At 67.4% G+C, this 18,201-nt stretch carries 20 protein-coding genes and 2 pseudogenes; 12 read left to right on the top strand and 10 right to left on the bottom strand.

Annotated features, from left to right (window positions below; genetic code table 11):
• Positions 1-426: 426 nt before the first annotated feature.
• From ADK52_RS43660 to ADK52_RS14415, 4 genes are all read left to right on the top strand, one after another.
• Entirely contained in the window at positions 427-834 is a 408-nt protein-coding gene (locus tag ADK52_RS43660; protein WP_234343768.1) for a hypothetical protein, read from the top strand.
• 155 nt (positions 835-989) lie between these two features.
• Positions 990-1,478 (top strand): RICIN domain-containing protein, encoded by a 489-nt coding sequence (locus tag ADK52_RS42365; RefSeq protein WP_159045950.1) that lies wholly within the window; start codon positions 990-992, stop codon positions 1,476-1,478.
• 128 nt (positions 1,479-1,606) lie between these two features.
• Entirely contained in the window at positions 1,607-1,879 is a 273-nt protein-coding gene (locus ADK52_RS45040) for a transposase (protein WP_420714863.1), read from the top strand.
• Positions 1,880-2,406: 527 nt separating this feature from the next.
• Positions 2,407-3,156 carry an IS5/IS1182 family transposase gene (locus ADK52_RS14415; RefSeq protein ID WP_053690178.1) on the top strand — a complete coding sequence of 250 codons (750 nt, stop codon included), beginning with the start codon at positions 2,407-2,409 and terminating at the stop codon, positions 3,154-3,156.
• A gap of 66 nt (positions 3,157-3,222) precedes the next feature.
• On the opposite strand, the gene ADK52_RS14410 is transcribed toward ADK52_RS14415, so the two are convergent.
• Positions 3,223-3,735, bottom strand: a complete 513-nt coding sequence (locus ADK52_RS14410; protein ID WP_267887255.1) for an SMI1/KNR4 family protein — start codon at positions 3,733-3,735, stop codon at positions 3,223-3,225.
• 320 nt (positions 3,736-4,055) lie between these two features.
• Between ADK52_RS14410 and ADK52_RS14405 the strand changes: the two genes are divergently transcribed.
• Positions 4,056-4,418, top strand: coding sequence for a hypothetical protein (locus ADK52_RS14405; protein ID WP_053690176.1), 363 nt, complete (start codon positions 4,056-4,058; stop codon positions 4,416-4,418).
• Positions 4,419-4,620: 202 nt separating this feature from the next.
• Positions 4,621-5,289 (top strand): annotated as a pseudogene (locus ADK52_RS14400) (transposase); the annotation flags it as partial.
• A 65-nt stretch (positions 5,290-5,354) separates the two neighbouring features.
• Here the strand turns inward: ADK52_RS14400 and ADK52_RS40030 are convergent.
• The 3 genes from ADK52_RS40030 to ADK52_RS42970 all read right to left on the bottom strand — a co-directional run bounded on the left by ADK52_RS40030 (position 5,355) and on the right by ADK52_RS42970 (position 6,958).
• Entirely contained in the window at positions 5,355-5,912 is a 558-nt protein-coding gene (locus ADK52_RS40030) for a GNAT family N-acetyltransferase (RefSeq protein ID WP_078988320.1), read from the bottom strand.
• Positions 5,913-5,921: 9 nt separating this feature from the next.
• A complete protein-coding gene (locus tag ADK52_RS43655) occupies positions 5,922-6,419 on the bottom strand; it encodes a hypothetical protein (protein WP_234343753.1) in 498 nt (165 codons plus the stop codon).
• A 287-nt stretch (positions 6,420-6,706) separates the two neighbouring features.
• The gene (locus ADK52_RS42970) at positions 6,707-6,958 is read right to left on the bottom strand and encodes a hypothetical protein (RefSeq protein ID WP_199828501.1); all 252 of its coding nucleotides are present in this window, start codon (positions 6,956-6,958) and stop codon (positions 6,707-6,709) included.
• Between ADK52_RS42970 and ADK52_RS14390 the strand changes: the two are divergent.
• Positions 6,944-7,468 (top strand): annotated as a pseudogene (locus tag ADK52_RS14390) (endonuclease I family protein); the annotation flags it as partial. The gene ADK52_RS42970 and the pseudogene ADK52_RS14390 sit on opposite strands and share 15 nt — an antisense overlap.
• Before the next feature lie 14 nt (positions 7,469-7,482).
• On the opposite strand, the gene ADK52_RS41490 reads toward ADK52_RS14390, so the two are convergent.
• Together ADK52_RS41490 and ADK52_RS14380 are read right to left on the bottom strand one after the other, a co-directional pair.
• Complete coding sequence (locus ADK52_RS41490; protein ID WP_063783843.1) at positions 7,483-8,076, bottom strand: hypothetical protein; 594 nt, start codon at positions 8,074-8,076, stop codon at positions 7,483-7,485.
• Positions 8,077-8,245: 169 nt separating this feature from the next.
• Positions 8,246-8,575: a hypothetical protein gene (locus tag ADK52_RS14380; protein WP_053690173.1), complete on the bottom strand. Its 330-nt coding sequence runs from the start codon at positions 8,573-8,575 to the stop codon at positions 8,246-8,248.
• 300 nt (positions 8,576-8,875) lie between these two features.
• On the opposite strand from ADK52_RS14380, the gene ADK52_RS42360 reads away from it, so the two are divergent.
• Together ADK52_RS42360 and ADK52_RS14375 are read left to right on the top strand one after the other, a co-directional pair.
• Positions 8,876-9,106, top strand: coding sequence for a hypothetical protein (locus ADK52_RS42360; protein WP_159045948.1), 231 nt, complete (start codon positions 8,876-8,878; stop codon positions 9,104-9,106).
• Positions 9,107-9,401: 295 nt separating this feature from the next.
• On the top strand, positions 9,402-9,797 hold the full coding sequence (locus ADK52_RS14375) for a DUF4265 domain-containing protein (protein WP_053690172.1): 396 nt from the start codon (positions 9,402-9,404) through the stop codon (positions 9,795-9,797).
• Positions 9,798-10,005: 208 nt separating this feature from the next.
• Here the strand turns inward: ADK52_RS14375 and ADK52_RS14370 are convergent, their stop codons facing one another.
• The 4 genes from ADK52_RS14370 to ADK52_RS14355 all read right to left on the bottom strand — a co-directional run bounded on the left by ADK52_RS14370 (position 10,006) and on the right by ADK52_RS14355 (position 11,707).
• On the bottom strand, positions 10,006-10,212 hold the full coding sequence (locus ADK52_RS14370; RefSeq protein WP_159045947.1) for a hypothetical protein: 207 nt from the start codon (positions 10,210-10,212) through the stop codon (positions 10,006-10,008).
• Between the two features lie 566 nt (positions 10,213-10,778).
• The gene (locus tag ADK52_RS14365) at positions 10,779-11,066 is read right to left on the bottom strand and encodes a hypothetical protein (RefSeq protein WP_053690170.1); all 288 of its coding nucleotides are present in this window, start codon (positions 11,064-11,066) and stop codon (positions 10,779-10,781) included.
• Positions 11,059-11,349 carry a hypothetical protein gene (locus ADK52_RS14360; RefSeq protein WP_053690169.1) on the bottom strand — a complete coding sequence of 97 codons (291 nt, stop codon included), beginning with the start codon at positions 11,347-11,349 and terminating at the stop codon, positions 11,059-11,061. The genes ADK52_RS14365 and ADK52_RS14360 overlap by 8 nt, the downstream gene beginning before the upstream one ends.
• Positions 11,350-11,503: 154 nt before the next feature.
• Positions 11,504-11,707, bottom strand: coding sequence for a hypothetical protein (locus ADK52_RS14355; RefSeq protein ID WP_053690168.1), 204 nt, complete (start codon positions 11,705-11,707; stop codon positions 11,504-11,506).
• Between the two features lie 87 nt (positions 11,708-11,794).
• On the opposite strand from ADK52_RS14355, the gene ADK52_RS14350 reads away from it, so the two are divergent.
• The 3 genes from ADK52_RS14350 to ADK52_RS14340 all read left to right on the top strand — a co-directional run bounded on the left by ADK52_RS14350 (position 11,795) and on the right by ADK52_RS14340 (position 18,141).
• The gene (locus ADK52_RS14350; RefSeq protein WP_053690167.1) at positions 11,795-12,808 is read left to right on the top strand and encodes a helix-turn-helix domain-containing protein; all 1,014 of its coding nucleotides are present in this window, start codon (positions 11,795-11,797) and stop codon (positions 12,806-12,808) included.
• 526 nt (positions 12,809-13,334) lie between these two features.
• The gene (locus ADK52_RS14345) at positions 13,335-13,781 is read left to right on the top strand and encodes a DUF2690 domain-containing protein (protein WP_159045946.1); all 447 of its coding nucleotides are present in this window, start codon (positions 13,335-13,337) and stop codon (positions 13,779-13,781) included.
• Between the two features lie 298 nt (positions 13,782-14,079).
• On the top strand, positions 14,080-18,141 hold the full coding sequence (locus ADK52_RS14340; protein WP_078988316.1) for a GDSL-type esterase/lipase family protein: 4,062 nt from the start codon (positions 14,080-14,082) through the stop codon (positions 18,139-18,141).
• Positions 18,142-18,201: the final 60 nt, after the last annotated feature.

Genomic DNA, 18,201 nt, shown 5'->3' with positions numbered 1-18,201 from the left:
GCGTCGATTCCCTCCTCCGCCTTGCGATCGCACGCACCAGACCCCGCCAGCCCCGCCCTTCGGGCGGCCGACGCTACTTTGACGACACTCCCTAGGCGGCCCGGCCAGACGGCCCTCGCATCCCCTCCATCCGAGGGGCGCCACAGGCCGTCGGAGGCGGTCTCGGGCCCGGCTGCGGCACGGTGGCTTTGTCGCCGAGAGCCAGCAGCGCTTATCGGTCAGGGCCGAGTGCGCCGAGCGTCTCCCTCGCCTGCAGCCTCATCTGCTGGCGACGCCTCAACAAGCCCGACTCGTGATCGTGTTACGAGCTCAAAGGCAGGTTCCGCACCTCAGTGTGCGAGCACGCCGCACATGTGGGTGCGGCACCGCCTACTTCGAGCTCGACACCAGCAAGGTGGACATGCACCCACCGGCCCCAGCACGGCCGTGGCAGCCGAAGTGCAGCTCGTCACCGAAGCCGGCGAGTGCCCCGGTGAGGTCCTGGTCTTCGCCCAGGGCGGCTATCTGTCTGTCCTGGCTGGAAGTCTGTTCATGGAGCGACGACATCGAAGTGACACTGGCCGCCGCGCGTCGCTGGTTGCAGACACGCTCTTGATCCCGAACGACCAGCGCCCAACGGCCTCCGCGACACCGCCGACATCACGAATTCAAGTTCAGAAGCGCTGGCCACGCCGCCGCGCGGCCGATGCAGCCCCCGATGGCCTTCTACAGGAACAGGGCCTCGGTTTCCAATGTTATCTCGATCACGTTTATCTTACCGCACAGGTGAACACCCGCCCATATGCGGACAGCTCGAATCCCGCAAAATGTCTTTATTACCCAAAGCCAATGTGATGCCGAGAGGTATCGATGGGCCAGAGGGTTGACTCACCCCGAGTTGAAGCAGGATGCTCACAACGTAGCAATCGATATCGATTGCTTTCTCTCAGCTCAAATAGGCTAAAACCTGCACTGGTCGTGGACAACGCGCCAACATGAGAGAGTGGGACGTGAAGAATAAGATAATCACCGGACGGATCGGGGCGCTATTATCAGCGCTTGTAGCCGTAATCGGGTTCAGCGTCATCGATGCCGGCAGTGCACGTGCTGACGGCGGCACCATCCACCACATCCAGCACGCCATCGGGGGCTCCTGCCTGGACAGCAATGTAGCAGGAGACGTCTACTTCAACCCCTGCCAGTCCGGAAACGTCTACCAAGAATGGCGCTTCATCTGGGTTGGAAATGGCCTCTGGCATATCCAGGACGTAAACACCGGTCGATGCCTGCACGTAGACTACCAATGGGGCCTCGGAACGAGCTCGGCATGCAATAACAATGACATGGCTGTGCTATGGCAGCTCTGGACCGGGAATCGCCAGTTCGAAAACGGGGACAATTTCGCTTGTCTCGACGGAAATCTCAGTCGCCCTTATCAAACTCAGGGCACCTGCGTGGCAAGCAATATATACCAGACCTGGAATCTCATCAATATCTAGAGAGGGTATCGGGTGGCCGGCACCCTGCGTGTCGGCTGCCTTCGCGTTCCTCAGAGCTCGTAACAGGATCTTACTGAGAAGCCCTGGTCGGGCACTACCGGTGCGATGATTCGGCCGTTCGTGATGGCGTGAGCACTCGGCCTTGGATCCTGGATGACGTGTTGTGGGTACTGATCGAACCGCTGCTGCCGCCCTGGCCGGAACGGTCGCCGGGGCCGCGGCCGGTGCCGGACCGGTTGTGTCTGCAGGGCATCCTGTACGTCCTGCGCAACTACATCGCCTGGCAACTCCTGCCGCCTGAGCTGGGGTTCGGTCGGGACAGACCTGCTGGCGGCGCCTGGAGCGGTGGCAGCAGGCCGGGGTCTTCGACCAGCTGCACCGCATCCTGCTCGCCGAGCTGAACGTGGCCGACCGCCTCGACTGGTCCAGGGACTGCGTGGACAGATCCCACATGCGGGCGAAAGAGGGGGAGCCGACACACCGGTCCATCGCCGGTCGACCGGCATAGCCACGCGTCCGATCCGAACATACGCACCGCACCGCCCGATGCAGCCCGCACCCGGGGCGGGGGGCCGCGCTGTGCCGCGCCGCGCACGGCGTGACCAGCACCGCCGTGGCCACGTTGTGCCACCAGACGTACGTGTGACTGGTCGAGACAGATGTCGCCTGGCCTCGATGGCCGTCACCCGTGTCACCTCAGCGGGCTGCCATCATGCTCAGATGGCCCACGACATAGTGCTCTTCCTCGCCGCCGACGACGAGACCGCTGCTGCGACGCGCCTGCGGGGACCTGGTGAGGCCGTTGAGTCAGTGAGCTCTTTCAGAGTGGCCACTGATCGGGTGACGGGCCAGCCTCCCGCAACTCACTAGGCTCCCGTGCCGTTGAGAGAGGTGATCGACGTCTCAACTCATCAGCACAGGAGCCTCGTTGGTTCCCCGTCCTGCCGCATTCGACCTGCCTCATGCTCTGGTCGAGTGGGTATCGATGCTCATCGTCACCCGTGAGGGTGACCGACGCTGCAAGCTCCCGCCCCACCAGCGCGCCCTCGTCGGCCTGGTCTACCTGCGCCGGCACGAGAGGCTCGCGCAGATCGCCGCCGGCTTCGGCATATCTGTCGGGACCGCCCACGCCTACGTCACGGCCGTCGTCAACCACCTGTCCCGCCGGGCACCCGGTCTGCTGCGGGTCCTGCGCGAGACGGATCCTGATCACGTCCTGCTCGACGGGACGCTCGCCGAGTGCGACCGGGTCGGCGACAGCCGGGCCGACTTCTCCCAGAAGCACCGCCGTCACGGCGTGAACGTGCAGGTCGTGGCCGATCCCACCGGCAACCTGCTGTGGATCTCACCCGCGCTGCCCGGCCGCACCCATGACCTGACCGCGGCCCGCACCCAACGCATCATCCGGATCTGCGAACGCCAGGGCGTTCCCGTGCTCGCCGACCGCGCCTACATCGGGGCCGGCCCCTGGGTGACCACGCCCATCAGACGGCTTCCCGGCCAAGACCTCACCACAACCCAGTGGGCGATCAACCGAGCCCTGTCAGCGGCACGAGCACCGGTCGAACGAAGCATCGCGCGACTCAAGTCCTGGCAGATCCTGCGCCGGGCCCGCTGCAGCCCCAACCGGATGACCGTCATCGCCGCAGCCGTCCTCGCCCTGGAACGTCAACGCTGATGAATCTCACTGCCGTTCCAGGGTGAGGACGGATTGGCAATGGCCGTCATCCAGTTGGGAACCGTCTCACGACCAGACAAGTCGCCCTTCGGCAACGGAACAGACCGGATAGTCCCCCGCGCCGATCCTCGTCAGCATCTCCGCCACGGAGTCGAAGTAGTGAGCCAGTGACGCGTACTCGCCGGTGACCGTGGGCGCACCCACGAACCATCTGCCGATACGTCCGTCCCTCGCGTCGATGAACTGTCCCATCCAGCCGTCCCGGTCCGACTGGAACGGGATCCACTCCTCGCGCCATTCGCTCCCACCGGACAAGGGGTGATTCGCGTAGAGCCTCTCCATCGCCCGGATGCCCAGAATGAAGCTTCCCTCGTCGGGGAACCCGTCGAAGCCGCAGCACATCACGTCGTCGTCGACGTCTTCCTCCGGCAGATCCAGATTGTTCTGCAACAGCCACGTCCGCAGGTCCCCATGAAGGGAGATCCCCATCCGTTCCTCGGCTGCCGCGAGCATCTGCTCCGTAGCGGGCCCCGGCAGATCCGCGTGATCGGCCGGCGCATGCTCTCGAAGAAGGCTCATCACACGCGACCAACTCTCAGCCACACTCATCGCCCTATGCCCTCTGTCCTCTCTACAGGGATGTCTCCGTCCGACTACGCCACTGCGGAGGTTGGGAAGTACCGGCCGGAGAACCTTGCAGGGATGGTACTTCGAGCATGCGTTCCATCCCTCCCCACAATCACCTTCCGCCCCGAAGCGCAGGACCGGCCCCTCAGCGAAGTGACCGCCCGCGACTTTTCACAGACAACCCACCGTGCCCGGCGGGGCCAGCCGAGGAGCTTCCAGGCTCAAGCGAGGGCCGCGGCGTCACCCTGGAGTGGCGAAGCTGAAAACGCTCAGTGACCTGCCGTTTCATTGAGCCGGACAGCGCCATCGCCGAATGGGACATGTACTTCGAGGAGCCTTCGGCCGAGGCCCCACCGGTCGATCGGCTCCTTGGGTGGGCGTGGCCGGACTGGGTCACTGCCCCCTTGAACGATGGCGTTGAGGTGTTCGCTCTGCCGCAGCGTTTGACCGGGGCGCTGACCAACGCGAGCTCCGACGGGCTCGAAGAGCTCGCAGGCCGCTGGACCACGCGGGTCCGATCTGAGGATGGGCACGACTTGACCGACGATGATCTACTGGCGGTCCTGCAAGGCGTTGCCCGCCTCGCAGCGTCTGCGGTGAATACGGGTGGCGGCCTCTACAGCTGGAGTTCCTGACCATTCTCCTGCGAGGGACACTCGTTTTTAACACCACTGCATGCCAAGAGCTCGGTCCCAGTGGAGTCGAGCAATGCTCAAGACCTGTGTATCGGCCTCGGGAGGGGTGCCTCGCGGAATGCGGAGGGCGTACCTTCCCGAGTGATCGATTGATGGTCACCGAGTAGACCCGCGTTGCACCGCGGGTTGGGAAGGCACGCCCGTGCTCAGCGTAGTCAACAACGACGGAACCACCGAGACCGGATCCCTGATGGACGACATCGTCCGCGAGGGTGCCCGGCGGATGCTCGCCGCGGCCCTGGAGGCCGAAGTCAACCAGTACATAGCCGAGTTGGCCGGTAAGCGGGACGAGGTGGGCCGCCGTCTGGTGGTCCGCAACGGCCATCATCGCGAACGGACGGTGACCACCGCCGCCGGGCCGCTCGCGGTGAAGGCGCCCCGCGTGAACGACAAGCGCGTCGATGCGGAGACCGGTGAGCGCAAGCGGTTCTCCTCGAAGATCCTCGCGCCGTGGTGCCGCAAGTCCCCGAAGATCAGCGAGGTCCTGCCCCTGCTCTACCTCCACGGACTGTCCTCCGGGGACTTCGTGCCCGCGATGGAGCAGTTCCTGGGCTCCTCGGCCGGCCTCTCGCCGGCGACGGTGACCCGGCTGACGAAGCAGTGGACCGACGACCACACCGCCTTCCAGGCCCGCGACCTGTCGGATTCCGACTACGTCTACGTGTGGGCCGACGGCGTCCGCCCCAAGGTCCGCCTCGGCCAGGCCCACTCCTGCGTCCTGGTCCTCATGGGCGTGCGCCCCGACGGCCGCAAGGAACTCATCGCGCTGGCCGAGGGGCTGCGCGAATCGACCGAGTCCTCGTCCCACTTGTCCGCGCCGGAGCCCGCTTCGAGAGCGGGATCCTGGTCGAGCGCGAAGAGACCGCGGCAGCCTGATCAAACGCCACTTGCTCCAAGGATGCACTCATCGTTCCAATCAGGAACCGTTGTGCTGCCGGAGAGCCAGTCACGTCGCAGAATCGCATACCCGACGGCGTCACGAACCTTGCCGTCGGCCGTCGGCCACGCGTCGCGATAGTGCGCTTCCTTCGCGTAACCACACCTTTGAAAAGCACGGCGCATCGCTACGTTGTCCTGACGAGTGGTGCCCTCGATCCGCTGGACCTGGGGGAACTCGGTGAACACGTACCTGGTGAGCCAGGTCAGGGCCTGTCCTCCGAGTCCCCGCCCTCGGTGCTCGGAGCGGATCCGCAGATCGAACAGCGGCGTGTCGTCGCACAGGTCCATCAGCCGGACAAGGCCGGTTCGCGCACCGGCAACCATGATCCAGAACGCCCGGTTGTCCTGGTTGTCATAGCGGCCCTCTCCAATCCACTGCCGGACTTCGGCCTGGTCGACAACGTCCGAGCCGTGAAATGGCCACGTGTCGCCTGAGAGAAAGCCGACCAGTTCTTCTGCGTCGGCCGACTTGAAGCGTTCGTAGGTGATCTCCACGGCCGCACTCTAGAGACGGAGGCGCCAGCCCGGAACCGATTTTCCAGACCGCCGACGGAACACCTGAGGAAGGCGAGGAGGTTCCGAAGTAGGCACTGAGCCCGGCCAGCCTCGACATGGCAGCTGATCACCAAGACCTGCCAGGACGTCGCAAGTCGAGTGATCCACAACTATTGACAATTGCTCAGTGGAGTCGAAGTACAGGGTGAAGAACCAAGATCGGTCTGCTGCAACGATGTTGCCGGTACGCAATTTTTCGTCGAGGTGCCGAGCGCTGAGGATCTCAACGGTCTCGTCGAGGTCGAGTGTCGTCAGGCCGATCTTCAACGACCGCTTCAGCCTTGTCGCGGCGATGCCGACGACCATCCACTGTGGCGGCTGTCCGTCGTAGAGCACTACCTCGTTGCCGGTGGCGATGGCGTCGCGTGCTGCCTTGCAGGCACTGTTTTGCTCATGGAGCATCACGGTGATGTCGGGCGGACTTGAGCCCTCGTCCTCGGTGGCCATGCGGCGACTGTAGAGACCGAATGCAGGCGTTGCCACAGGATTCGGGGTGACCTCCACAGGGCTCAGGGACAGAGGCGGTGGTGACAGGTAGGACTGCGGACCGGCAACATGATGGTCAATCGGTCAACAGCAAACCCTGGCTACAAGATGCCCTCCACCCCGGAGACGTCGGTCCAGTCCTCCAGCCATGCACGTGCCTTGGCCGGGTCGGTCTTCATCGGGACGAGGGTCCATGGGGCCGTCAGGCCGTGGTCGGTGAACAGTGCCTCCAGTCGGGCGCGGCGTTCTCAGTAGGGCAGGTGCTGCAGCTCGATCCCCTCGTGCTGCAGCGCGGCGAACGCGATGTAGAACGCAGGCAGCGTGGCGGCCAGACCGCGCGCGCTCCGGGCGCGGGCGGCGGCCCGGCGCTGCAGCGCCTCAAAGGACAGTCGGCCGGTCACGGCGTCCCAGACGAGGAGCTCGCCGTCGAGGACAAGGCCGTGCGGCAGCTGCTCTGCGGCGGCCGCCACCAGGTCGGGGAACCGGTGTACTCGGGCCACTCCCAGTCCAAGAACTCCAACGGCGGCGGCGTCGACGACTGAAACCGCGAGCACGTCTGGGCCAAGAGCCACGGCGACTTCGGCACCGCCACCGGCCCGGGCACCGACCTGCACCACCTGCGCCCCGAGGACGTCACGGTCAACAGCACCCGCGGCAACAAGGACTTCGACATGGCCGGCAGCCCGGTCGCCCAGTCCCCCGGCAGCTACACCGACGCCGACTCCTTCGAGCCGCGCGACGCCGTCAAGGGCGATGTCGCGCGGATGCTGCTCTACATGGCCGTGCGCTACGAGGGCGGGGACGGCTTCCCCGACCTGGAGATGAACGACAGGGTCAACAACGGCACCGCCCTCTTCGGCCGGATCAGCCTGCTGAAGCTGAAGAAGTGGAACCAGATGGACCCGCCGGACGCCTTCGGGCAGCGCCGCAACCAGGTCATCTACGACACCTACCAGCACAACCGCAACCCGTTCATCGACCACCCGGAGTGGGTCGACTCCATCTGGTAGGCGGCGGCAGCGGGCTACTTCACGTAGATCTCGTCGAGGGTGTCGATGACCCCTTCCGCGTTCAGGTGGTAGCGGAAGGGAAGGCCCTTGTCCGGGTGAGTGTCCAGCCAGGAGGTCAGCTCGCTGGTGGAGATGGGCTTGCCCATCACCTCCGAAGGGAGGATCGGCGCCGTCGCGGTGATCTTGGCCTTCTCCGAGATCGGGATGTACGTCCACGCGCCCGACGGTTCGAAGCGCCCGGGGCAGCCGTACGTGCCGTGCTGGACGATGAGGTTGGTCATGCCGCCCTCGGGCGTGTAGCGGTGCACGGCGATCGTGTCGGGCGAGACCGGCATCCTGTGGTCGGCGCCGCAGGCCGGCGCGGAGGGCGGGGCCGGGGCGGGGGGATTCTTCCCCGCCGGGGTGGCGGTCGCCGAGGGCTTGGGCGCCGCGCCGGTCTTCGAAGGGGCCGGCACGGCGGTCGTGGAGGTGGGCGACGCCGGTGCGGCCGCACTGGGCTTCGCGTCCGGTGCGGCGGCCTGGTCGTCGCCGTTCTGACAGGCGCTCAGCGCCAGCATCCCGCACATCGCGAGGACGGCCATGGCCGCCTGCCCCCGTACCGCTCTCATGGTCTTCTCCCTCTGCGAGTTCCGCCGTCGCGCAGACCGTAGCCCCCGGGATCCGGCCGGGGTGATGGCCGGATGTGATTCGTCACCGGGCCGGGACCGGCTTGTTGCGGAGTACTGACCTCCGGCCCCGTGCGGCGGACATCCCTGACCGCTCGGCGGTCGGCGTCGGTCAGGCGGCGGTGCGGCCGCGGGCGGCGGCCCGGCGCTGGAGCGCTTCGAAGGACAGGCGTCCGGCTGCGGTGTCCCAGACGACGAGTTCGCCGTCGAGGACCAGGCGGTCAGGCAGTTGCTCGGCGGCGGCGACCAGATCGGGGAAGCTGTCCTGGACCAGGGGGCCGCGCCGGGTCTGGAGCAGGACCCTGCCGTCCGGGCTGGCCGGGGTGAAGAGAATGGCGCGGTGGCCGTCGAACTTCTGCTCAAAAGCAAGATCACGCACGAGAGCAGGCACCGACTCCACGGCCTGCGCCAGCATCGGCTCAACCGGCGGTCGCAGCACCATCCCTGGGGCCTCCCTCTCAGTCGCCCCCTTCCAGAGTCGACCCGCCCGGCGCGACACGGTCAGGCGGGCAGCGCCGCGTCATCCATCCGAAGGGCCGGCGGGGCCGACCGGGGACGGGCGCAGCTCCGCCCCGGCACAGGGGCGGCACCCTGTACCGGGGCGGGCACGGGCTGGGCCGAGGAGGAACGGCCTCTACCTGAACTCGTTGATCACGTTTCCGAACCCGTTGTTCACCGCGTCACCGAAGGTCTGCGAGGTGACGTTGAACGACTCGTCCCGTGCGACGCTCCCGATGTCGCCGTGGCTGTCGACCTAATCGGCCATTGCGGTTCCCGTGAACGACAGGGCGGCTCCTACGAGGGCGACAGCAGCAAGTACACGCTTGGTGTTGTCCATGCCCAGCCAACGATCTTGAATCCCGGCGGGTTACATCCGGACAGCCCGGAGTCCGTGTCATTCGTTGTCGATGATGATCGACTCGTTGTCGTGGCGGCCGTGGTGGTCGTGGTGTTCGAACTCGTCGGCCAGTAGGACGATCTCGTTATCGTGGTGGTCGAGGCCGTGGTCGAAGAGGTCATGGTGGGGGAAGTGACCGAAGTCGTCGTCCTCCTCGATGACCGTCGTGTCGTCCGTCTTGAGGTTGAGCTCCTTCTTCTCGGCAACGATCGTATTGTCGGCGCCGTCCTCGATGAAGGCCTGTTTGGCTTCGATGTGCGGCGCGTCCGCCTGGGCGGGGGTAGACCGGGGCCGTCACGCGGCACACCTGCACCCACGCCCCTTACATCGCCCAAGCCGACCTGGCGCGCCGTTCGGCCTGGATGGTCAGATGGAACAGCTGTGGCTGACGCCCCTCAAGGACGACACTTACTCCATCGCCTGCATCCCGTTCCAAACGTACGGACTTGCTCTCGGCGACCGTGTACGCCTGTCAGCGAACGGCCGGGTCAGCGAGGTCGTGGGGAGCTCTTCACATCGTGTCCTGCGGATGCCTCTCATGCCCGTCCCAGACCCGAAGCAGTTGACGGAAACGATGGATCGGATCCGGACCGCGATTGATGCCGCGGGGCTGCTGAGCGAGTGGAGTGGGGACCGCCACGTAGCCGTCGACATTCCGCCTGAGGCAGAGCTTTCGATGCTGTTCGACATCATGCAACGCGAGGTGTCCGAAGGCGGGGCCTTCTGGGAGTGGGCTGATGCCATGGCATTCTCCGCCCAGCACTGAGCCGCCGCACTGGACCTACAGGCCCCCTCTTAAGAACTTCGTGAGGATCCGGGTCCGAAGAAGCGCGAACGATGCACGGCCGTACATGGCCCTCTTCAGCGTTTTGACTCTGTTGACGTGTGCCCTTCGACAACGCCTGAGCTCCAGCGGACGGTGAGCCCGGCGGTGACGGCTTCCAGATCCTGGCGGAGGAAGCCGGCGAAGCCGCTCATCGGGTTCGAGGCATCTTGCTCGGCTTTCGGATCCATTCGAGGAGGAAAAATCCGCGGCGGTTGCAAACGAGGTCGGCGAAGGCGCGGGCCAGGTCACAGGCCCGGGTGATGTCGGGGCAGGCGAGCCGGACTTCCAACAGTCGTTCCTCCTGCTGGTCGGTCAGCGTCTCGCGAGGGCGCATGATCCAGCCGGTGATCTTCACAACCCCCACAACCGAGAGATCCCCTGGCGAAACGTTCCCGCACGCACCTCGCTGACCTGGGGACTCACGAAACTCCGGTCAGAGCCCTGAAGCCGCGCAGCGCTCAATCAACCTGCCAACCAGGATCCGATCTCAGAACTCCGCAGCTCAGACGGCTGGCGCACCCGGACACTGTGCGGCTTCGGGAGCCAACGCGCGATCCGTCGTTGAGCCGGTATGAAGACGATCATGCTGTGCACGGCCCCGGTTCCGGACGGATGGGCCGCCCGCAGCAGCGAATGTCCGCCATCCCTCCGGAACCGAGGGGCTGACGGGACTGAAATCCGCGATCGCATTCACGGGTGCGGGTAGCCGTGGCCGGCAAGCTGGTGCTCCCGGCCCGGAGGCCCGGCGACGCCGTGGAACACGATCCGCTCGAACTCTGAGTCCCCACCCGGTCGCTCTAAACCGCACCCACCGTCCCCGCCGGTGTCCCGCCCCCTTCGCGGGCGCAGCGGCTTGCCGGTGCGCAGGTACGGCCGGCTCGGCGTGGCCCTGCCGCGCCGGGCAGGGCGCCGCCGCACCAGTCAGAACACTAGGACGTGTGTGATGACGATCTGCAGTGGATCTTCGTCGCGGCTGATGACGTACTCGGCGATCCCGAGCTCGCCGTCAGCCCCGAGTGCCAGGCGCCGTTGCTGCGGGCGCCGCGGCGACGCCGTGCTCCCCGGCACCATGCCACCGGTCTCGCCGATGGTGACCATCGCGGCCACGATCGCACCGAAAACGTCCGGCGGCAGCAATGGGTCCATCATCAGCTGGGAGACGCTCTCGGACAGGACGCACGGCAGGCCTTCGTCGTACGGCTCACTCAACGGGCAGCCCCGCCGCCCGGCGCCGCGCCAGCAGCTCATCCAGCGAGACGGTGGACACCGTGCCGACCAGCACCGCATCGGCACGCGCGTCGGCGTCCGGATCGGTGTCGAGCATCGCCTGGCCCCACCAGCGCAAGAGCACCCCCTTGGCCTGCTCCGGGGCAGCGGCCAGAAGTTCGCGGTAGAACTCCATCCGCTGCCCACCCGACAGCGCGGCCGCGATCCCCTCCGCGTTACGCGGCACCCGCTCGCCTTCGTGCCGGTATATCGGCTCTGCGGTCATCAACCGCCCCTTTCCCTCTCACCCGAGTCTGCCTTGCCGACACCGCTGCGGTCGACCGTCCGCTCGGGAACGGCCGCCTACCAGTGTGTCGGGTTCCCAAGACGATCGTCGCGGGAACCCGACCCACAATGGCTTGCTGCCCGGGCATTCGCGGTCAGCGCGCCATGGCAGCGAACGCCCCGACTACGGCGGTGGCGGTGGTCACCGTCGCCGCGAAGCCGACCGGTCCGGACCTGATCGAGGCCCGGTAGCTGCCTCCGTCCCGGCCGGCGAGGTACGCGGCCGCGACGGCCACCGTCATCGCGAGCATCAGCATCACCACGGCCACCAGCAGAATCAGCGTCAGACGGACAGACATCACAGGCTCCTCGGTGAGGGATCCGCACCGGGTGGTGCCGTTCACCGAATGTCGCGGTCCAGCCGTTCAACCGGGTTCATGTGACGGATGATGAACAAGGTTGAACAGGGCGTCGGTTTGGGCAGGTGGATCTTGGAGCGTGAGTACGGTCAGGCCGGGCAGGGACCTCTGGCCGAGCTGAAAGCAAAACTCAGACGCCGTCAGGAGACCGCGGGCCTGAGCAGGGACCAGTTCGCCGCGCGGACAGGGCTCAGTACGACGACGCTCCACAACGCGATCAACGACCCGGGCAAGGTACCGACCGCGCAGACCCTGCGCCTGCTGGTGCCGAAGCTGAATCTCGACCTGGACGAGCTGCTGGACCTCCGGGGCCGGGCTGTCGGGCAGCGGAGCGGCAGGGGCGTAGAGGAGGCGGAGGCCGCGGAGGCGGCGGTTCCTGCCCGTGCGGCTTTGGTGGGAAGGCCGATTCTTGAGTGCGACCCGTACGACCTGGAAGTCAAGCCCGCGCCGCCGGCGGGCGTCGGCCGCCCTCGGGCGGGCCACGTGATCGGTTCGCCGGGCCGCTCGGCCTCGCTGCCGGGATACGTGCGGCGTGACCACGACACCTCGACGCGCAAGACCCGAGCGTGCTGGGAGGCCATTCAGGGTCTCTGGCCGAACGGTTGGCGGCTGTGGCACCCGTATCACCCCAGCCGGGCCGAGGCGGCAGTCGCCGGCCTGGACAGGGTCGGGCCGCGCACCGTGGTGCGGCCGAACGACGCACAGGACTACTTCGGTGACAGCGGACATGGTGAGGCGATTGCGGCCGCGCTGCACACGCTGGTGACCGACCCGGGCCGCGGCCCGGTCCTGGTCCTCGGCACGCTGCGGCCCGAGCACGTGGCCAGGTACTGCGCGCCCACGCGTGCTGAGGACCGTGATGAGCACGCGCGGGTGCGGGAGCTCTTGGCGGGCCGCCTGGTCGCCGTGCCCGAGACCGCCGCCCGCCTCACCCGCGGCGGCCGACGCCTTCACCTGCGACTCTCCGCCACCTGGCCCTGGAGACACGACCTCGCCGCCGCGTTCCACCGACTCGCTGCCTTGCCCGGCCCGGCCAGCTGACTGGCAGCCCCCGACCATCCACGGCCCGAGGAACTTGGAGAACCCGACCGCCGCGCCGGAAGCCCACCATGGCCACCCACCAGCACCACCCCAAGCGACCTCGCTCGGTCATCCAACAGCCGCAACTGAAACGGCGAGGTTAGGCGGCGGACGCCTGCGCCGCATCGGGCGGACAATCGCGGCAGCGGCAGCGGCCGGGGCCCGAAAGGCGCGGTCGCAGCCGTCGCAGGTCTGGAACGGGTCCGGCCGTCTGGCGAGCCGGGCGACCGGGGCCGCCCGCGCGCCTGGATGCGACGGGACTCGTCGCCAAGGTCCACGCCCTGCGCCGCCGCCCCCGTCCACGCAGGCCGGGCTCCGGGGTTGTGCTGGTGCATCCAACGTGACCTGCGCAGACATCACATCCGAGGTGTGCGAGATCGTGCGGAAGACGGCCTGAGCCTCGCCCCGCTCGCCCTGAAGCCCTTTTGATGAGTGCACGTCGCGACAGCCGCGATCACCGAACGATTGGGTGGGGATCATCATGCTCATGGACACGAGGAAGACCAGGTTCGCCCGGGCGGCACTGACCGCGCTGACACTGACGGCCGGACTGCTGCTACCCACGACGGGGACGGCCACGGCGGCCGCCACGGCCGGCTGCTACCGAGCTTCCTGCGAGAACGAGGACCCTCAGGACATGGGCTGCGCCGCCGATGCCTTCACTGCTGCCTGGGCGGGCGGCAACGTTGAGCTACGGTTCAGCCCCCAGTGCCAGGCAGCGTGGACGAGGGTCAACGATGCCAACGGCGCCGGCCAGGTTTCCTGGCGTTTGAGGAGCCTGTACTCGAACGGCGTGCCGCGGCAGACGTACGACTATGCCGGCAACTACGGCGGCGTGGGCTGGTCGAAGATGTCCGACGACGGGGACGGCCTCCTGGCCGAGGCCTGCTACAAGGTCATCAACCAGCCTGAAGTCTGCAGTCCCCGCTACTGATCGTCGCAGCGGAGCACCCAGTCGCCGCAGCGCTGTACTGAGGTCGCTGTCCAGGTCCATCGGTCACGAGCGTCTGGTGGCTGCCAGTGATGGCGCACTCAGTCACCAGACGCTCGCTCGTGGCCACAGCACCTTCCGCAAAGGCGTCGGAGCGGAAAGCCAGTCGAACCGGGCCGAGTCATGAGGACGGCTCCGCTAGCCCCTTCCCAGTTCGCTGTCGCGCCCGGGCTGTCGACGCCGTGGTCGCCGTGTCCGGGTGCACGGCGGACCCTCGCGCATCGACCTGAAATGAGCCCGCATGCACAAGTCGAGAGATACGAGACACCGGCGCAGAAGCCGGCTCAGGCTGGCCGCCCTGGTGGTGGCGGCATCGATGGTGTTCTCCATAGACGCCGCCGCTTCGGCCGAACCCAGTCCGCCGCCCGCCCCCGCACCGGCCGACGCACGCCCCGCCACCGAGGACCGCTCCGCCGTGGACGTCGCCCAGCGGGACTCGATCCTGCCGAAGGACTGGCGGCGGTCGCAGGACCGGGCGTGGACGACGTCGGGTGACCCGACCGGCTTCCACCTGCTGATCGCCGACGCGAAGTCCGGCTACGCGTGGCGGACCGTCGCCTCCCTAGCCGAGCCGGGGTTCGAGACCGATCTCTGGATCGGCAACGTGTGCTTCACCGGTTCCGGCCGACGTGCCGTGGTCGTCTACGGCCCTCGCCGGTTCACCAACCGCGAGGAGACCTTCCAGCGCGGCGGGTTCGTCGCCGTGGTCGACCTCGACGACGGCAAGGTGACCAAGCTCGGTTCCACGGCCAGCCTCGCCTATCACAACCCCGGCTGCGGGGTGGGCGAGACGGCGGTGCTGGCGCAGAACGGCGGTGCAAAGCTCGGCCGCACCCGGTTGAGCGTCGTGGACACGGTGAAGGCGACGACCGTACGGAGTCACGAGCTGGCGGGCCAGATCACTTCGGCCGTCCCGGTCGGCGACAAGATCCTCGCGGCCGGAGGTCCGGGGGTCATCGAGATCGACACCGCCGGCCGGACGAAGACGCTGACGTCGACCGCAGGGGTGCCGCTCTACCTACGGCCCGACGCCGACGGCGGCCTGGCGTTCCTTGAGGCACCCGATGAGAAGACGGCCGTGGCGAAGCACCTCCCCGCGAAGGCGCGTACCGCCAAGGAGATCGCCCGAGGCCCACTCACCGGTCTGGGGCTGTCCGCCGGGGCGGGCGGCAAGGTCTTCCTGACCGGCAAGCCCACCAGCAAGAAGTCCCTCCCCCGCACCATGTCCCAGGTGGACGCGGCCCCGGGAGCGGAGGTGTCCAGCCTCGGCCAGGTGGAGATCCGCAGAGACGCCACCCGGGGCGAGGGGGCGGCCACCGCCGCGCCTGACGCCGCACAGCCCGTGGCCTTCACCGCGCGGATGACCGGCTCCGGCAAGACGGCCGACTTCCGCTTCACCCCGGCCGCACCGCCTGTGGCGGCGTCGCCCGAGGCACAGTCCGAGGCGCAGCCTTCCGTCACCGCACAGACGCTGGCCGCCGGCTCACCGACGAACCCGGTCGACGACGACCGCACCTGCGCCGTCCCGCGCAACGACCCGAAGACGCAGGTGTTCCAGCCGCACTGGAAGCAGGTGGAGTGGGCGGCCAACCTCGCGGTGCAGGATGCGCTGAGGACGGAGCGGCCCGCGAACTGGAACCAGTCGGGGCTGCCCGCCTGGAGCCCACAGGGACTCCGTCCCTCGATCCCGCTGGAGGGCGGTGGCCGGGTTCCGGCGCAGATCCTGCTGGGCGTCCTCGCCCAGGAGTCCAACCTGTGGCAGGCGTCCAACCACGCCCTGGAGGGCATGACGGGCAACCCGCTGGTCGGCGACTTCTACGGCAGGCGCGCCGGCATGCGTGCACCCAGTACCGACGAGTGGTCGGTCAACTGGGACGAGGCCGACTGCGGTTACGGCGTCGCCCAGGTCACCGACGGGATGCGGGTGGGGCAGCAGCCCGAGACCACCCAGCGGGCGATCGCGGTGGACTACGCGACCAACATCGCGGCCGGGCTGCGCATCCTCCAGGAGAAGTGGAACCAGACCTACCGGGCCGGCATCCGTATCAACAACGCCGACCCCGCCAAGATCGAGAACTGGTTCGCCGCACTGTGGGCGTACAACTCCGGGATCAATCCGCAGGCGCACACCGGCAACACCAGCGGGTGCACCCCCGGTCCGATATGCACGGACTCCAGGGGCAACTGGGGACTCGGCTGGACGAACAATCCCGCCAACGCGGACTACCCCAAGACCCGGGCGCCCTTCCTGGAGTCCCCGTCCGCCGCGAAGACGCCTCAGTTGTGGCCGTATCCGGAGAAGGTGATCGGCTGGGCGGCCTACCCCATCACCAAGTACGACTTCCGCAAGTCGGGCAACGCCGCTTGGGCGACGGGGTACAACCAGGCCTGGTGGAACGACACCACCTGGCGGGCCAACGCCAAGCCCCCGGTCCGGGCGTTCTGCGACAACGGCCCGGACGGCAACCGTTGCGACTTCACCCGGTCCGAGCCCTGCCTGGAGGGCGACTACCACTGCTGGTGGCACAAGCAGGTGACTTGGAAGACGGACTGTGCCGACAGCTGCGGGAACGAGAACATGCGCTTCCCCACGGACTATCCCGAGCCCGTCTTCGCACTGAAGCCCGAAGAGGAGGCGGCACGCAAGATGCCGGTCGAGCACTACCGGCCGAACTGCGATCCGTACGACACCGACGAGGGCGGGGTGAACGACGTCCCGGACGACGCGCTGATCATCGACAACACCGTGGACTCGGTGAACTCGGTCCGGCCGGCCTGTCTTCGCAACTGGGTCAACCAGGGGACCTTCGGGCTGACCTTCGCTCAGGACAACACCGGGCACTACCGGTCCAAGATCGACCTGCACCAGATCGGCGGCGGGCTCGGCGGCCACTTCTGGTTCGGCCACACCCGGAAGGCCGAAGCCGAAGGGGGGCAGATGGCGGTCACCGGTACCTGGAGGCTGAACCAGCCTCTCAACTCCTGGGCCCGGGTGATGGTCCACCTGCCCGCCCACAGTGCCGATACCCAGCAGGCCGCCTACAAGATCGACCTGGGGGACGGCACACCCGCACGGGAACGCATCATCCCCCAGCGGGTCCTGGAGCACCGCTGGGTGTCCCTGGGCGTGTTCCGGATCAACGGGACGCCGAAGGTGTCGCTGGCGAACGTGACCAGGGACGGCGACGGCAACGAGAAGATCGCCTGGGACGCGATCGCCTTCCAGCCGCTCGCCGCCAAGCCGAGGAACATGGTCGTCTCGCTCGGCGACTCGTTCGCCTCCGGTGAGGGAGCGTCGATCAGCGCGCAGAACGACTACTACCGGGAGACGGACAACACCGGCGGGGACATCGTGGGCAGCTACAACGACTCTGGCTACCAGTGGCGTTACGGCAATGCCTGCCACCGGTCCAAGTACGCCTGGTCGCGGCTGGCGAGGCTGGCCGACAGCGCCACCCCGATCGGGGCCAGGGCCGATGCCTGGGATCCGGAGGTGGACCACAAGCTCCTCGCCTGCTCCGGCGCCCGGACGAAGGAGCTGCTGCCCAGCAAGGCGGTCCGCCCCGATGAACGGATCACCGACGCCGACGGCAAGGGCGCTGCCGAGCGGTTCCACGAAGTGTCCCAATTGGACGCGGGTTTCCTCGACGAGAACACCACCTTGGTGACGCTGTCGATCGGCGGCAACGACGCGGGATTTACCTCGGTCCTCCAAAGCTGCGTCGTCTCGGTCGGTGACGGAAACTGCCAGGACGAACCGCTGGACGCGGCGAAGGACCCGCGCCCGCTCCGCGAGACCGGCCCCGAGGTGGTCCGGAACAAGGTGATCCCGTCGGTGGACACCGTGCTGCGGACCATCCACAACCGGGCTCCGAACGCCAAGATCGTGCTCATGACGTATCCGAGACTGATCTCCCGCCAGGGAATCTGCGTCGGCACGACCATCATCGTCGACGGAAGGGCCGTGCCGATCGGCATCAACCCGAGCGAGGCCGACTGGGTCAACGAGAGCACCGAATACCTGGACAACCAGCTGAGCAGCAAGGTGTCGGCGCTGGCACTGGAACTGAACGCGCCGATCACCATCGCCGATCCCCGTCAGGACCTCGAAGGTAAGGCGGTCTGCGGTGATCCGGCAGGTCTGCACGGCTTCACCATGACCAGGACGGAGGGAGAAACGCCCATGCTCCCGGAACCATTCGACAGGATCCGTCCCTCCCAGCAGACCTTCCACCCGAACCGGGAGGGCACTCCTCTGTTCGCGAACGCGCTGAACCGGACCCTCGCCGCGATGGGCCTCTGAGGTCAGGTGTCCGCCGGTAGGTGCCGCCGCCGGTCATCCGGCGGCGGCACCTACCCGTTC

This window comes from Streptomyces sp. WM6372, assembly GCF_001279655.1.
In the GTDB taxonomy this organism is placed as follows: Bacteria; Actinomycetota; Actinomycetes; order Streptomycetales; family Streptomycetaceae; genus Streptomyces.
Note: the sequence above shows the minus strand (reverse complement) of the source record. Positions and strands in the feature narration are given on the sequence as shown.